Consider the following 14,768-nt stretch of genomic DNA (forward strand, 5'->3'; position numbering starts at 1 on the left):
CGCCCTGCATCCGGCGGCGTTGACCCTGTCGCCCGCCGCCGCTACCGCTCAGCCGGTTTTGGATGGTCGCGCGGCCGATTTGGCGGAATGATCCAGGTTCTCAATCTCGCAATGCCCTTTTTCGGGCTGATCGCGCTCGGTTTCGGCATTGCCCGATTCAAGCTGGCGCGCGGCACCGCCATTCCCGAGGCGGGCCTCGCCTGGATGAACTTCTTCCTGATCTATGTGGCCCTGCCGGCGCTGTTCTACCGGATCCTGGCCAAGACGCCCCTGGAAAAGCTCAACAACCCACCCTTCGTCGCCGGCACGACGCTGGCGACGGCGCTCATCTTCACGCTCGGCTTTGCCTATGTGATGTGGCGCTCCAACGGCAATATGCGCTTCGGCGCCGTGGCCGGCGTCGCAGCGGCCTATGGCAATATCGGCTATATGGGGCCCGGGCTCGCCTTTTCGACCATCGGTCCCGATGCGGCCGTGCCGGTCGCCCTGATCTTCTGCTTCGACAACATTCTCCTGTTCTCGCTGGTGCCGCTGCTCATGGCGCTGGCCGGCGGGGGGCCGCGCTCGTTCTGGGCGATCGCCCGGCAGACGCTGACCAGCATCTTCACCCATCCGTTCATCCTGGCGACGCTTGCCGGCGTCATCTCGGCCGTCCTGAAGTTCGAACCCCCGGAAATGCTCGACCGGCTGTTCGCCTTCCTGCAGTCGTCGGCAGCCCCGGTGGCCCTGTTCACGCTCGGGGTGACGGTCGCCCTGCGCATGGAAAGCCTCGCCGCGCTCGGCCGGATGGCCGCGGCCGTCTCGCCGATTCTCGCCCTGAAGCTGGTCCTGCACCCGCTTCTGGTGATCCTGATCCTGTCAGTGTTCGGCCGGTTCGAACCGGCCTGGGTGCTGACGGCGGTGCTGATGGCCTGCCTGCCGCCGGCGCTCAATGTCTTCATCATCGCCAGGCACTACGAGACCTGGGTGGAGGAGGCTTCCAATGCCGTGCTGCTCGGCACGATCGTGTCGGTGGTGACGCTGACGAGCGTGCTCTACCTCGTCAAGAACGAGCTCCTGCCGATCAACCTCTTTCCCGGCTGGTAACCGGGCCGGCGGTCAGGCGGCTTCGGAGGGCAGAACGCCGCGCATCAGCCGGGGCTGCGGCCGGGCCGGCTGCAGGCCCTCGCGCATGAAGGCGCGCCGGAGCGGCCCGACCTGGTCCATCAGCCAGAGGCCGAGGCCGCGCAGGCCATGGACCGGCATGAAGCCGGACAGAAGCGAACGGTTGAGCGCATGAATGGCGGCCGACCGGCTGACGATGTCGGCCCGCCGGGCGCGATCATAGGCCGCCATCGCCGCGTCGCCACCGATATCAGTGCCCGCGGCGCGGGCATCGGCGAGGCAGTCGGCGAGGGCGGCGCCGTCCCGCAGGCCGAGATTGAGGCCTTGCGCGCCGATCGGCGGCACGACATGGGCGGCTTCGCCGACGAGGGCCGCGCGCGCGGTGCCGAAGCGCTTCGGCGTGACGATGGCAAGGTCGAACCGGCCGCGCCCGGGGTCGGCGACGACCTTGCCGAGAATGGCCTGCGAGCGCCGTTCGATCTCCCGGCCGAAGGCGGCATCATCGAGTTCGAGCAGCCGGCGCGCGTCCGATGGCGTCACCACGCAAACGAGCGACGAACGCTGGCCCGGCAGGGGCACCAGTGTGAACGGGCCGCTCGGCGTGTGGAATTCGGTCGAGACGTCCTCATGCGGCCGGGAATGGCTGAAATTGGCCGTCACCGCCGTCTGCGGATAGCGGGTCTCGATGGTGTCGATGCCAGCTGCGGCGCGCACGAGCGAGGCGCGCCCGTCGGCGCCGGCGACAAGGTCCGCGGTCAGCGTACCGCCTCCCGCGAGCCTCACGGTCGCGATGTCCGGCGCGAGCGCGACGGTTTCGGCGGCCGCGTCGATGACGGTGATGCCGGCGCGGCCGACGGCAGCGCGCAGGCCGTCATTCAGATCGGCATTGGCGATGTTGTAGCCGAAGGCATCGAGGCCGATCTCCTCGCAGCGCCCCTCGAACAGCGGCGCGCGGATGAGCCGGCCGGTATCGTCGACGAGACGCATGACCCGCAGGGGCGCGGCTTTGGCGGCGATACCGTCCCAGACGCCGAGCGTCTTCAGCGCCGAGACCGAGCCGTCGAGCAGGGCGCTGGTGCGCTGGTCGAGCCCGGGCCGGCGGGGACCGGCAAGGACGATCACGTCGAAGCCGGCAGCCTTCAGGGCGAGGGCGGCAAAGAGACCCGCAGGGCCGCCGCCGACGATGATGACGTCGGTCGAGACGGCGGGGACGGTGGGCGAAGGGGCGCTTGCGGACATGACGGGAGAGACATAGCGGCCCGTTCCGCGTTGTGCCAGCCCGCGCGCCACGTTGACGCATCGGTCGCCGCGGGTTCTAACCGGAGCGGAACCGCAAGGCGAAAGGACCGCATGGTCGAGCAACGCGTGCCGCCGTCGGATGAGGGCGCAGGCCGGCGATGGGCGGCGCTCGCCGTGCATGTCTTCACAGCGTCCGGCGCGGTGCTCGGCCTTCTCGCGCTGCAGGCGGCGGTCGACAGGCGCTGGACCTTGATGTTCGTCTGGCTCGCCGCGGCCCTGGTGGTCGATGGCGTCGACGGCACGATCGCCCGCGCCGCGCGGGTCAAGGCCGTTCTGCCGCGCTTTTCCGGCGAGGTGCTCGACCTCGTCGTCGACTTCCTGACCTATGTGTTCGTGCCGGCCTATGCGCTGGTCGCCTCCGGCCTGCTGCCGCCGGGCCTCGGCCTGCCGCTCGCGGCCCTGATCCTCGTCACGGCCGCCTTCTATTTCGCCGACAGCGAGATGAAGACCGTCGAAGGCGGCTTTCGCGGCTTTCCGGCCGTGTGGAACGGAGCGGCCTTCCTGCTCTTCGTGATCCGCCCCGAGCCCTGGGCCTGCGCCGTCGCCGTGATCGTGCTCGCCGCCGCCACCTTCGCGCCCGTCGTCACCATCCATCCGTTCAGGGTCGCGCGCTTCCGGCGGCTGACGCTGGCCGTTCTCCTGGCCTGGTCCCTGGCCGGCCTTGCGAGCCTGGCGGCCGATCTCGAACCGGACTGGCCGGTCAAGGCGCTGCTCGCCGCGACCAGCCTCTATTTCCTCTGCGTCGGCCTCGTCTTCGGTCGTGCCCGACCGGCCTGACCGGATGGGATCAGGCCTGCCAGTCGGCGAGGCGGGCATCGGCCAGGGTCATGGCCGTCGCGACCGTCTCCGACATCTCGATCCGCGGTTCGCTGAGGCCGAAATGCGCAAGGCTTGCGGCGACGGACGGATTGGCCCCGGAGATGATCATGGTGGTGCCCGCCCGCTCGAGCTTGTGGGCGAAGGCATCGAGCGTGTTGGCGCCGGTCGTGTCCAGGAAAGGCACGCCGGCCATGTCGAGGACGAACACCTTCGGCATGCGGCCGAGCCGGTCGAAGACCGCGCCGACCGTGCCGGCAGCGCCGAAGAAGAAGGCGCCGTTGAGCCGGTAGACGAGCACGTCCCGGTCGTGGCTGTAGGCCGGATCGAAGGCCGGCTGGGCATGCGTGCTGTCGGCGACGTCCCGATCGATGACGGGCAGATCGGTCTCGATCTCGATGGCTTCGGCCATGCGATGCATGAACAGGAGAGCGCCGAGCACGATGCCGACGCCGATGCCGGCCGTGAGGTCGACGAAGACGGTCAGGAGGAAGGCGGCGAGCAGGACCAGCGCATCGCCGCGCGAGGACCGCAGCAGCGAGAGGAATTCGCGCTTCTCCGCCATGTTCCAGGCGACGACGGCGAGGATCGCGGCAAGGGTCGCGAGCGGCACGAAGGCCATCAGGCCGCCGGCAAAGCTCAGGAAGGCGAACAGGAACACGGCGTGCAGCACGCCCGAGACCGGGCCGCGCGCGCCGGCCCTCACATTGGTGGCGGTGCGGGCGATGGTACCGGTGACGGGCAGGCCGCCGAACAGGGCGGAGGCCATGTTGGCGACGCCTTGGGCGACCAGTTCGCAGTTGGAGCGGTGTCGGCGGCCGGTCATGCCGTCGGCGACGACCGCGGAGAGCAGCGATTCGATGCCGCCCAGCATGGCGATGGCGACGGCCGGCACGATCAGTTCCCGGATCCGGTCGAGCGACAGGCCCGGCAGGCCGTGGAAGGCGAGGCCGGAGGGCAGGTTGCCGAAGCGCGATCCGATGGTTTCGACCGGCATCTGGCCGAGGGCGACGGCGAGCGAGCCGAGCAGCACCGCGATCAGGAAGCCCGGCCAGGCCGGCCTCAGCCGCCTGACGACAACGATCAGGCCGATCGAAAGCAGCGCCAGGGCCAGGGCGGCGGCGTTGACTGTGGGAAGCGCCGCCCAGAGCACCGGCAGCTTGTGCAGCACTTCCGGCGGCTCGCGCCCGGCGAGCGTCAGACCCATGAGGTCGCGGACCTGCGCCGTGAAGATGATCACGGCAATGCCCGCGGTGAAGCCGACCGTCACCGGATAGGGGATGTATTTGATGTAGTTGCCGAGCCGGAGCAGGCCGACCAGGACCAGCATCAGCCCGGCCATGAAGGTCGCGATGACGAGGCCGTCATAGCCGTGCACGGCGATCGTGGTGGCGACCAGCGGGATGAAGGCGCCGGCCGGCCCGCCGATCTGGAAGCGGGAACCGCCGAAGGCGGAGATGATCAGCCCGCCGACAATGGCGGTGATCAGTCCCTTGTCCGGCGTCGCGCCGGAGGCGATGGCGATTGCCATCGACAGAGGCAGGGCGACGATCGCAACCGTCAGGCCGGCGACCACGTCGGTACGCAGGTCGCGCAGGCCGTAGCCCTCCTTCAGCACCGTGACCAGTTTCGGCGTGAACAGCTCGGTGAACGAGGGCTGGGCGAAGCGGACGGGGGTCATCGTCGGGTGGCATTCGGTCGAAAGAAGGGCTTGCACGAATCGCCGCGTGCAGTCGCGAGCCTAGCCGCGCGGCCGGCCGTGCCGCCTCCGTGTCATACCGGAGGCCGGACAGCCATGCGGCGCGCGTCGGTGCTGCGGCGGCCTGGCGCGGCCGAAGATTTTCGCTTTGCGCGGCGGGGGAAGTCCGGCACAGTTTGCCGGCAGGGGAATGACATGCCCGGATATCCGACGAGCCGTATCCTCGAGACCGCAGCCCGCGGGCCGCGAACGGGGGCCGGCTACCGGTTCGGCCGGGACGCCGCCGATGGCGCGCGGCCGCCGGTTCGGGCGGTCGACCGGAACCATCGTGGATCGCGACCGGTTCCGTCCTGCAGCGCCACGACCTCATGGGGATCATGACTGCAACCTCGCGACCGCTGCGTTTCCTGCACCGTGGCCGGACGGTCGAGATCGATCGCTTTGCGCCGGCGACGACCTTGCTCGACTGGCTCCGTCTCGACCAGCGCCTGACCGGCACCAAGGAGGGCTGCGGCGAAGGCGATTGCGGCGCCTGCACGGTGGCGCTCGGCCGCCTGAGGGACGGCCGCCGCGTCTACGAGCCGGTCAATGCCTGCATCCTGCTGCTCGGCCAGATCGACAGCTGCGAGCTGGTGACCGTGGAGGACCTCGCCGACGGGGCCACGCTGCATCCGGTCCAGGCGGCGATGGTGCGCCATCATGGATCGCAATGCGGCTTCTGCACGCCGGGCTTCGTGATGAGCCTGTTCACGCTCTACCAGGACGGCGCCGCAACAATTGGCGGCCGCGAGGCGGCGCTGCAGCGGCTTGCCGGCAATCTCTGCCGCTGCACGGGCTACCGGCCGATCGTCGAGGCGGCGCTCGAGGTCTGCGCCGGCCCCGCCGCCGACCGCTTTGCCGCGCAGGCGGATGCGACGGCCGCCGCGCTTGCCGCCCTCGCCGACGACAGCGACGTTCTCGTCGGCGACGACACTGCCTTCTTTGCCGCGCCGCGCTCGCTCGACAGGCTCGCCGCTATCATGGCGAACCATCCCGATGCGGTGATGGTCGGCGGCGCCACCGATGTCGGCCTGTGGATCACCAAGCAGCTCAAGGAACTGCCGAAACTGGTCCATACCGGCCGGGTCAGGGAATTGCGCAAGGTCAGCGTGACGGCCAGGGATATCGTGATCGGTGCCGCCGCGACCTATGCGGAAGCCTTCGATGCGCTGGTGACGGTCGACCCGGACATCGCCGTCTGGTCGAGCCGGCTCGGCTCGGCACAGGTGCGCGCCAGCGGAACGATCGGCGGCAATATCGCCAACGGCTCGCCGATCGGCGACAGTCCGCCGCTGCTGATCGCGCTCGGCGCAAGGCTGCATCTGCGCCGGGGGAAGACCGAGCGCAGCCTGCCGCTCGAGGAGTTCTTCCTGGCCTATGGCCGGCAGGACCGTGCAGTCGACGAGGTGGTCACCGCCGTCACGGTGCCTCGGCTCCAGCCGGGCGAACATTTCCGCGTCTTCAAGATCGCCAAGCGCAACGACCAGGACATTTCGGCGGTCATGGGGGCCGTCAAGGTCAAGCTCGACGACCGCAGGATCGCCGCCGCGCGGATCGCCTTCGGCGGCCTCGCCGGCGTGCCGAAGCGGGCGGCGGCGGTCGAACAGGCGCTCGTCGGGCTCGATATCGACGATGAAGCGGCGATGGCCGCGGCCATCGATCGCCTCCGCGAGGATGTGCAGCCGCTGGACGATCACCGCGGCTCGGCGCGCTACCGCAGCCTCGTCGCGGCCAATCTCATCCGCAAGGCGCTCGTCGAGATTGCTGCCGGCCGGCGCGATGCGACGCGCGTCAGGCATCTGACGGAGGCGGGCCATGCCGTCTGAGCCGACCATCGGCGCGGTGCCCACCCGGCATGTCCACCGCTCGCTGCAGCATGACGCCGCCGAGCGCCATGTGCAGGGCTCGGCGCCCTATATCGACGACATCAGGGAGCCGGAGGGCACGCTGCACGTCGCGCCGGGCGGCTCGCCGGCGGCGCGCGGGCCGATCCGCAGGCTCGATCTCGCGGCGGTCGCGGCCGCGCCCGGCGTGGTCGCGGTGCTGACGGCGCGAGACGTTCCCGGGCGCAACGATGTCAGTCCCGTGGCGGGCGACGATCCGCTCTTTGCCTCAGACGCGGTGGCCTTCCATGGCCAGGTCGTCTTCGCCGTGGTGGCGACGTCGCGTGATGCGGCCCGGCGGGCTGCGCGCCGCGCCGTCATCGAGATCGAGGAAACCGCTCCGATCGTCTCCGTCGACGACGCGCTGGAGGCCGGCGCCGACATCATGGAGGCCTATGCGTTCCGGCGAGGCGATGCCGAGGCGGCTCTCGCCGAAGGCCCGTGCCGGCTCGACGGAACCTTGCGGATCGGCGGCCAGGAGCATTTCTACCTCGAGGGCCAGGCGGCTCTCGCCGTGCCGGAGGAGGGCGGCGGCATGGTGGTGCAGTCCTCGACGCAGCATCCGAGCGAAGTGCAGCACGTCGTCGCGCGTGTCCTCGGTCTGGCCGATGCCCAGGTCGCGGTCGAGGTGCGGCGCATGGGCGGCGGCTTCGGCGGCAAGGAGAGCCAGGCGAGCGGCTGGGCCGCCATGGCGGCGCTCGCGGCCTGGAGGACCGGCCGGCCCTGCAAGCTGCGGCTCGACCGCGACGACGATTTCGTCATGACCGGCAAGCGCCACGACTTCAGGGCGGACTATCGCTGCAGCCATGATCTGGACGGGCAGGTACAGGCGGTGGCGGTCGATTTCGCCAGCCGTTGCGGCTACAGCCACGATCTCTCGTCGTCGATCAACGATCGGACGATGTTCCACGCCGACAACGCCTATTTCTATCCGGTCGTGGCCATCCATTCGCGCCGGATGATGACCAATACCGTGTCGAACACGGCGTTTCGCGGCTTCGGCGGGCCGCAGGGCATGCTGTTCGCCGAGCGGCTGATGGACCGGATCGCCTGGAGCCTGAAGCTCGATCCGCTCGACGTGCGCTATCGCAACCTCTACGGCGTCGGCGAGCGCAACGTCACGCCCTATGGCATGGCGGTGGAGGACAATATTGCCGGCGAGATCATGCGCGCGCTCGAGGCGGGCGCCCGCTACCGCGAGCGCCGCACTGAGCTGGCCGCCTTCAACGCGTCGAGCCGCGTGCTGAAGAAGGGGCTGGCGCTGACGCCGGTCAAGTTCGGCATCTCCTTCACCACCACATTCCTCAATCAGGCCGGCGCGCTCATCCATGTCTATCAGGACGGCTCGGTGCACCTGAACCACGGCGGCACCGAGATGGGGCAGGGGCTGTTCGTCAAGGTGGCGCAGGTGGTGGCCGAGGAGTTCGGCATCGCGCTCGACCGGGTGAGAATCACCGCCACCCATACCGGCAAGGTGCCGAATACCTCGCCGACTGCCGCCTCCTCCGGCACCGACATGAACGGCATGGCCGCGCGCAACGCCGCCGCCGAGATCAAGGCGCGCCTCGCCGAATTCGTCGCCCGCGACTGGCAGGTGCCGGTCGGCAGCATCGTTTTCCGCGACGACCGCGTCAGCTCGGGCGAGCACGAGGCAGGCTTCGCCGAAGTGGTGAAGAAGGCCTATCTGGCGCGCACGCATCTGTCGGCGGCGGGTTTCTATGCGACGCCCAAGATCACCTGGGATCGGCCGAAGGGCACCGGCCGCCCGTTCTTCTATTTCGCCTACGGCGCGGCCTGCTGCGAGGTGACGATCGACAGCTGGACCGGCGAGTTCAGCCTCGACCGGGTCGACATCCTGCACGATGTCGGCCGGTCGCTGAACCCGGCCATCGATATCGGCCAGATCGAGGGCGGCTTCGTGCAGGGTCTGGGCTGGCTGACGACCGAGGAACTCGTCTTCGATGCCAAGGGCCGGCTGCGGACCCATGCGCCGTCGACCTACAAGATTCCGACGGCGCGCGACGTGCCGGCCGACTTCCGCGTCGCCTTTTTCGACCGGGCCAATCGCGAGGAGACGATCTACCGCTCGAAGGCGGTCGGCGAACCGCCGCTGATGCTCGCCAACGCGGTGTTCTCGGCGATCGGCGATGCCGTGCATGCGCTCAATCCCGGACATGCGGTGGCGCTCGACGCCCCAGCCACGCCCGAGGCCATCCTGTTCGCCTGCGAGGCCCAGCGCGCCGCAGGCGGGCGCTGAGCCGGGGGAGGCGCCCGATGGAGGTCTGGCCGCGGATCGAAGCGATGGTCGAGGCGCACGGCGCCTGCGCCCTCGTCAGCGTCGTCAGCGCCGTGGGCTCGACCCCGCGGGAAGCGGGAACATGCATGATCGTCCGGCCGGACGGGGCCTTTCACGGCACGATCGGCGGCGGCGCCCTGGAATGGCAGGCGCTGGCGCGGGCCCAGGCCATGCTGGCAAGGGCCGAACGGGCGACCATGCTGGTCGACCAGGTGCTCGGGCCGGATCTCGGCCAGTGCTGCGGCGGCCGGGTGGCATTGGCCATCGAAACCTTCGACCGGCGCGACCGCACGGAGATCGCCGCGCTTGCCGCGGCCGAGCGCGCAGGGCCCTTCGGGACGGCCATCGACCGGCCTGCCGGCGGCCGGACGGTCCGGCGCATCCTGAAGCCGGGCGCCGCCCCGGCGGCGGGCATGGCGGGCGAGCGGTTCGGTGAACGGCCGCCGAGCATCCTGCTGTTCGGTGCGGGCCATGTCGGACGCGCCCTGGTGCTGGCGCTCGCGCCGCTGCCGTTCCGCGTCGTCTGGTGCGACAGCCGCCCCGGCGCCTTTCCGGCGGCGATTCCCGCCAATGTCACGACGACCGCGGCGTCGGCCGATGCGGTGCTGGCGGCGGCGCCGGCCGGCGCCGAGGTGCTCGTCATGACCCATAGCCACGCGCTGGATCTCGACATCGTCGAGGCGGCGCTCATGTGTGCGCCGGTCGCCGGGGTCGGACTGATCGGATCGGCCACCAAGCGGGCCCGTTTCGCCCGGCAGCTCGCCGGCCGCGGCGTGCCGGCCTCCCGGATCGCGGCGCTGCGCTGCCCGCTCGGGCTGCCGGGCATCGGCGGCAAGGAGCCGCCGGTGATCGCCGCCGCCATCGCGGCCGAATGCCTGCTGATCGCCGAGGCGCGGACGAAAGCCGCCGTCGCGCCGGTCCGCGGCCGCCGTCCCACCCGCTCCCGCAGCTCCTGACAGCCCGGATCCACCATGGACCTCGCCCTTGCCGCCGACTGGCTCAATCTGCTGTCGCGCTGGTTTCATATGACGGTCGGCATCACCTGGATCGGCACCAGCTTCTATTTCATGTCGCTGGACTACCAGCTGAAGGCCAAGGCGCCGGGGGCGGCCGGGCCGGACGGCAGCGCCTGGGAGGTGCATGGCGGCGGCTTCTACCAGGTCGGCAAATATCTGGTGGCGCCGGCCGACCTGCCGCCCGACCTCATCTGGCACCGCTGGGCCGCCTATCTCACCTGGACGTCCGGCTTCGTGCTGCTGGTCGTGCAATATTACTGGAATGCCCGTGGCTTCCTGATCGATCCGACGGTGGCGGCGCTCCAGCCCTGGCAGGCGATCGGCCTGTCGCTCGGCGCGATCGTCGGCGGCTGGCTCGTCTATGATGCGCTCTGCCGCTCGCCGCTGGCGGAGCGGCCGGCGCTGCTGTCGGTCGTCGTCTTCTTGCTGATCGTGGCGGCCGCCTGGGGCTTCACCCACGTCTTTTCCGGTCGCGGCGCCTTCATCCATGTCGGCGTCTTCATCGGCACGATCATGGCGGCCAACGTCTTCCTGGTGATCATTCCCAACCAGAAGATCGTGGTGGCGGACCTGATCGCCGGCCGCAAGCCGGATCCGAAATACGGCAAGATCGGCAAGACCCGCTCGACCCACAACAACTACCTGACGCTGCCGGTGCTCCTGATGATGGTGTCGAACCATTATCCGATGCTGTACGGCCATCCCGCGTCCTGGCTGATCGTCGCCCTCGTCGTCGTCTGCGGCGCGCTGGTGCAGCACACGATCAACCGGCACGAGGCGGGGGATCCCTGGCAGCGTTACGGCTGGGCGGTGCCGGTCGCGGCGATCGCGCTGGTCGCCATGGTCTTCGTGACGGCCGAACGGCCAAGGCTCGACCTCGGCAGCGCCGGCACGGTGACCGAGCTGCAGGCCCTGGACATCGCGGCGCGGCATTGTGCCGCGTGCCATGCGCGCCAGCCGCGACATCCGGGCTTCACCGAAGCGCCAAAAGGCGTCACCCTGGAGACGGCCGCAGACCTCAGGCGTTTTTCAGGAGCCATCGTGCAGCAGTCCGTCCAGTCCAAAGCCATGCCGCTCGGCAACGAGACCGGCATGACCGATGCCGAGCGGGCCGCGCTCGGCGCCTTCCTGGCGGGTGCGCGATGACCCCGGCCGAGATCGAGCGGCTCGGCGAACGTGCCGAGGCCATGCTGGAGGAACTGGCGGCCATTTCCGAGGATGCCGACCGGCTGACCCGGCGCTTCCTCACCCCAGAGCACCGGCGGGCCGCGCATCTCGTCGGCCAGTGGATGGCCGAGGCCGGCATGGCGGTCAGCGAGGACCAGCTCGCCACCGTCCGCGGCCACTATGCGCGCGCCGGCGGCACCGACGGCGCGAACCGGGTGCCGCGCCTCCTGATCGGGTCGCATATCGATACGGTGATCAATGCCGGCAAATATGACGGCATGTTCGGCGTGGTGGCCGGCATCCTCGCGGTCGAACACTTCCGCGACGCCGACAAGCGGTTCGATTTCGCGATCGACGTGCTGGCCTTCGGTGACGAGGAGGGCAGCCGCTTTCCGACGGTCCTGTCGTCCTCGGCGGCGCTCGCCGGCAATTTCGAGCAGCGCTGGCTCGCCGGCACGGATGCGGACGGCGTCGCGCTGGCGACGGCGATGCGCGACTACGGCCTCGATCCCGACGCGGCTGGCGGCGCGGCGCTGACACCGGAAGAAGCCCTGGCCTATGTCGAGGTTCACATCGAGCAGGGGCCGGTGCTCGAGCATCAGGGCGCGCCGCTCGGCATCGTCACGTCGATCGCCGGCCAGTTCCGTACGCGCGTGGCGGTGCGCGGCATGGCCGGCCATGCCGGCACCGTGCCGATGACGCTGCGCCGCGACGCGCTGGTCGCGGCGAGCGAGATGGTGGTGGCGGCCGAGGCGATCGCGAAGGCGCATCCCGAAGCGGCGATGGTGGCGACCGTCGGCACGCTGAAGGTCATGCCGGGCGCGGCCAATGTCGTGCCTGATGGCGTCGATTTCGTGCTCGACCTCCGGGCCGCCTCGGATGCGCCGCGCCACGCGGCGCTCGCGACCTTCATGGCGCGCTGCGAGGAGATCGCCGCGGCGCGCGGCTGCACGGTCGGCTTCGACACCTATCACGACTGCCCGACGGCGGCCTGCGCGCCCTGGCTGCAGGAGGGACTGGCGGCCAGCCTGGAGCGGCTCGGCCTGCCGGCGCCGCGGCTGGTCTCGGGCGCCGGCCATGACGGGCAGTCGATGAGCAAGCTGACCGATTTCGCCATGCTGTTCGTGCGCTGCCGCGACGGCATCAGCCACAATCCCCTCGAATTCGCTGCCACCACGGATATGGGGCTTGCGGTTGCGGCACTGATCGGCTTCATCGCCGCCTTCGATCCCAAGCAGCGTCCGGCCTGACCCAGCGGCAGGCCGGCGCTCGCAGGGCAGGGGCGATGGCTGGGCCTTGCGAAATGGCGGCCAAGCCGCCTAATGACAGTACGATAGCCGCGTCGGAACGAGCCATGGCCACGCTGATCGATACCCTGAAGCAGGACATTCGTCCGCGACATCCGGAGAAGGCGCATCGGCCGGACCAGCCGATCCAGCGCAAACCGGACTGGATTCGCGTCAAGGCGCCCGGCTCGCCCAAATGGGCCGAGACGCACCGGATCGTGAAGGAAAACGGCCTCGTCACCGTCTGCGAGGAGGCCGGCTGCCCGAATATCGGCGAATGCTGGGAAAAGAAGCACGCCACCTTCATGATCATGGGCGACACCTGCACGCGCGCCTGTTCGTTCTGCAACGTCAAGACCGGCATGCCCGGGGCGCTCGACCCTCTGGAGCCGGAACACACGGCCATCGCCGTCGAGAAGCTCGGCCTTGAACATGTCGTGATCACCTCGGTCGACCGCGACGATCTCGCCGATGGCGGCGCCGACCATTTCGCCAAGGTGATCCACGCGATCCGCGCACGCTCGCCGAAGACCACGATCGAGATCCTGACGCCGGATTTCCTGCGCAAGGACGGCGCGCTGGAAGTGGTGGTCGCGGCACGGCCCGACGTGTTCAACCACAACCTCGAAACCGTCCCGTCGAAATATCTCAAGGTCCGGCCGGGCGCGCGCTATTTCCACTCGATCCGCCTGCTGCAGCGGGTCAAGGAGCTCGATCCCTCGATCTTCACGAAATCCGGCATCATGGTCGGCCTCGGCGAGGAGCGGAACGAGGTGCTGCAGCTGATGGACGACCTGCGTTCGGCGGAGGTCGATTTCCTGACCATCGGCCAGTACCTGCAGCCGACGCGCAAGCACCACGAGGTGGTGCGCTTCCTGACGCCGGACGAGTTCAAGGGCTTCGAAACCATCGCCAATGCCAAGGGCTTCCTGCTGGTGTCGTCGAGCCCGCTGACCCGCTCCTCGCATCACGCCGGCGAGGATTTCGCCCGGCTGAAGGCGGCTCGCTTCGCCAAGCTCGGCCGCTGAGCGGCGGCCCGGCCATGCAGCGCATATTGGTGATGGGCTGTTCGGGCTCGGGCAAGACAACATTTGCGCGGGCGCTGGCCGAGCGGCTGGCGCTGCCCTACGTCTCGATCGACGCGCTGTTCTGGCAGCCGGGCTGGCGCGAGCCGGACATGCCGGCCTTCTCCGCCGCCATGGCCGAGGTCGCCGCGCAGGACGCCTGGGTCATCGACGGCAACTATATCAGGCACGGAGCGGGGGAGCTGCGCCGCGCGCGCGCCGACACGGTGTTCTGGTTCGACCTGCCGCGCATCGCCTGCCTCGCGGGGATCATGCGCCGGATCGTGTCGAGCTATGGCCAGGTGCGGCCGGAAATGGCGCCGGGGTGCCCGGAACGGGTCGACTGGGCCTTTCTGCGCTACGTCTGGACCTATCGCCGCGAGCAGCGCCCGAAGCTCGTCGCCTATGTCCAGGGGCTGAGGACGGATCAGCACCTCGTCGCCTTCACGTCCCGGCGGCAGGCCAATGCCTGCCTGGCCGGCGACCTGGCGGAGCCGGTGCCGGCCGGCGCGGGAGCCTGACGCCATGCCGATCTTCAAGACCGAGCGGCGGGTGGCCCACAAACCCGCGGAAATGTTCGACCTCGTCGCCGATGTCGAGAAATATCCGGAATTCGTGCCGCTGTGCCAGCAGCTGCGCGTCAGGCGGCGCGTCAATGCCGGCGACGGCGGCGTCGAGATCCTGGTGGCGGATATGACCGTCGCCTACAAGATGCTGCGCGAGAGCTTCACCAGCCGCGTGACGCTGGATCGGCCACGCCTGCATATCCTCGCCGAATATCTCGACGGGCCGTTCTCGCGGCTGGAGAACCATTGGCGCTTTTCGTCCGACGGCGAAGCGACCGTGGTCAGCTTCTCGATCGACTACGAATTCCGCAGCCGCGCCCTGGCCCTGGTGATGGGAGCCGTGTTCGACGCGGCGTTCCGGCGTTTCGCCGAGGCCTTCGAAGCGCGCGCCGACGCCGTTTACGGTGCGGCAGGCCCGGCAACAGCTCCTTAAGCCCGGCTCGTTAAGACTTGGCTCCGGTTCTTGCTGGACGGCCACCCATGAGTCTTGCCGACGCGCGCGCCTCGCTTCCAAGTTCGACCGGGTCTTGGAT

Annotated in this window: 12 protein-coding genes; 10 read left to right on the forward strand and 2 right to left on the reverse strand. The window is 69.6% G+C overall.

Features of this window, described 5'->3' with window-relative positions; all coding sequences use genetic code 11:
• Positions 1 to 87 precede the first annotated feature (87 nt).
• The gene (locus OZ671_RS04925; protein ID WP_268859689.1) at positions 88 to 1,086 is read left to right on the forward strand and encodes an AEC family transporter; all 999 of its coding nucleotides are present in this window, start codon (positions 88 to 90) and stop codon (positions 1,084 to 1,086) included.
• Positions 1,087 to 1,098: 12 nt separating this feature from the next.
• Here the strand turns inward: OZ671_RS04925 and OZ671_RS04930 are convergent, their stop codons facing one another.
• Entirely contained in the window at positions 1,099 to 2,343 is a 1,245-nt protein-coding gene (locus tag OZ671_RS04930) for a UbiH/UbiF family hydroxylase (RefSeq protein WP_268859690.1), read from the reverse strand.
• A 111-nt stretch (positions 2,344 to 2,454) separates the two neighbouring features.
• Between OZ671_RS04930 and OZ671_RS04935 the strand changes: the two genes are divergently transcribed.
• Complete coding sequence (locus tag OZ671_RS04935) at positions 2,455 to 3,180, forward strand: CDP-alcohol phosphatidyltransferase family protein (protein WP_268859691.1); 726 nt, start codon at positions 2,455 to 2,457, stop codon at positions 3,178 to 3,180.
• A gap of 10 nt (positions 3,181 to 3,190) precedes the next feature.
• Here the strand turns inward: OZ671_RS04935 and OZ671_RS04940 are convergent, their stop codons facing one another.
• Positions 3,191 to 4,900: a SulP family inorganic anion transporter gene (locus OZ671_RS04940; RefSeq protein ID WP_268859692.1), complete on the reverse strand. Its 1,710-nt coding sequence runs from the start codon at positions 4,898 to 4,900 to the stop codon at positions 3,191 to 3,193.
• A gap of 395 nt (positions 4,901 to 5,295) precedes the next feature.
• Between OZ671_RS04940 and xdhA the strand changes: the two genes are divergently transcribed.
• From xdhA to OZ671_RS04980, 8 genes are all read left to right on the forward strand, one after another.
• Positions 5,296 to 6,783: a xanthine dehydrogenase small subunit gene (gene xdhA / locus OZ671_RS04945; protein WP_268859693.1), complete on the forward strand. Its 1,488-nt coding sequence runs from the start codon at positions 5,296 to 5,298 to the stop codon at positions 6,781 to 6,783.
• Entirely contained in the window at positions 6,773 to 9,097 is a 2,325-nt protein-coding gene (xdhB, locus tag OZ671_RS04950) for a xanthine dehydrogenase molybdopterin binding subunit (protein ID WP_268859694.1), read from the forward strand. The genes xdhA and xdhB overlap by 11 nt, the downstream gene beginning before the upstream one ends.
• Positions 9,098 to 9,114: 17 nt before the next feature.
• A complete protein-coding gene (gene xdhC / locus OZ671_RS04955; RefSeq protein WP_268859695.1) occupies positions 9,115 to 10,092 on the forward strand; it encodes a xanthine dehydrogenase accessory protein XdhC in 978 nt (325 codons plus the stop codon).
• 15 nt (positions 10,093 to 10,107) lie between these two features.
• Entirely contained in the window at positions 10,108 to 11,298 is a 1,191-nt protein-coding gene (locus OZ671_RS04960; RefSeq protein ID WP_268859696.1) for a urate hydroxylase PuuD, read from the forward strand.
• The gene (locus OZ671_RS04965; protein ID WP_268859697.1) at positions 11,295 to 12,569 is read left to right on the forward strand and encodes an allantoate amidohydrolase; all 1,275 of its coding nucleotides are present in this window, start codon (positions 11,295 to 11,297) and stop codon (positions 12,567 to 12,569) included. The genes OZ671_RS04960 and OZ671_RS04965 overlap by 4 nt, the downstream gene beginning before the upstream one ends.
• Positions 12,570 to 12,673: 104 nt before the next feature.
• Positions 12,674 to 13,633, forward strand: coding sequence for a lipoyl synthase (gene lipA, locus OZ671_RS04970; protein ID WP_268859698.1), 960 nt, complete (start codon positions 12,674 to 12,676; stop codon positions 13,631 to 13,633).
• 14 nt (positions 13,634 to 13,647) lie between these two features.
• The gene (locus OZ671_RS04975) at positions 13,648 to 14,190 is read left to right on the forward strand and encodes an AAA family ATPase (RefSeq protein ID WP_268859699.1); all 543 of its coding nucleotides are present in this window, start codon (positions 13,648 to 13,650) and stop codon (positions 14,188 to 14,190) included.
• Positions 14,191 to 14,194: 4 nt separating this feature from the next.
• A complete protein-coding gene (locus tag OZ671_RS04980; RefSeq protein ID WP_268859700.1) occupies positions 14,195 to 14,668 on the forward strand; it encodes a type II toxin-antitoxin system RatA family toxin in 474 nt (157 codons plus the stop codon).
• Positions 14,669 to 14,768 lie beyond the last annotated feature (100 nt).

It is taken from the genome of Phreatobacter sp. AB_2022a (genome assembly GCF_026847585.1).
Taxonomy (GTDB): Bacteria; Pseudomonadota; Alphaproteobacteria; order Rhizobiales; family Phreatobacteraceae; genus Phreatobacter.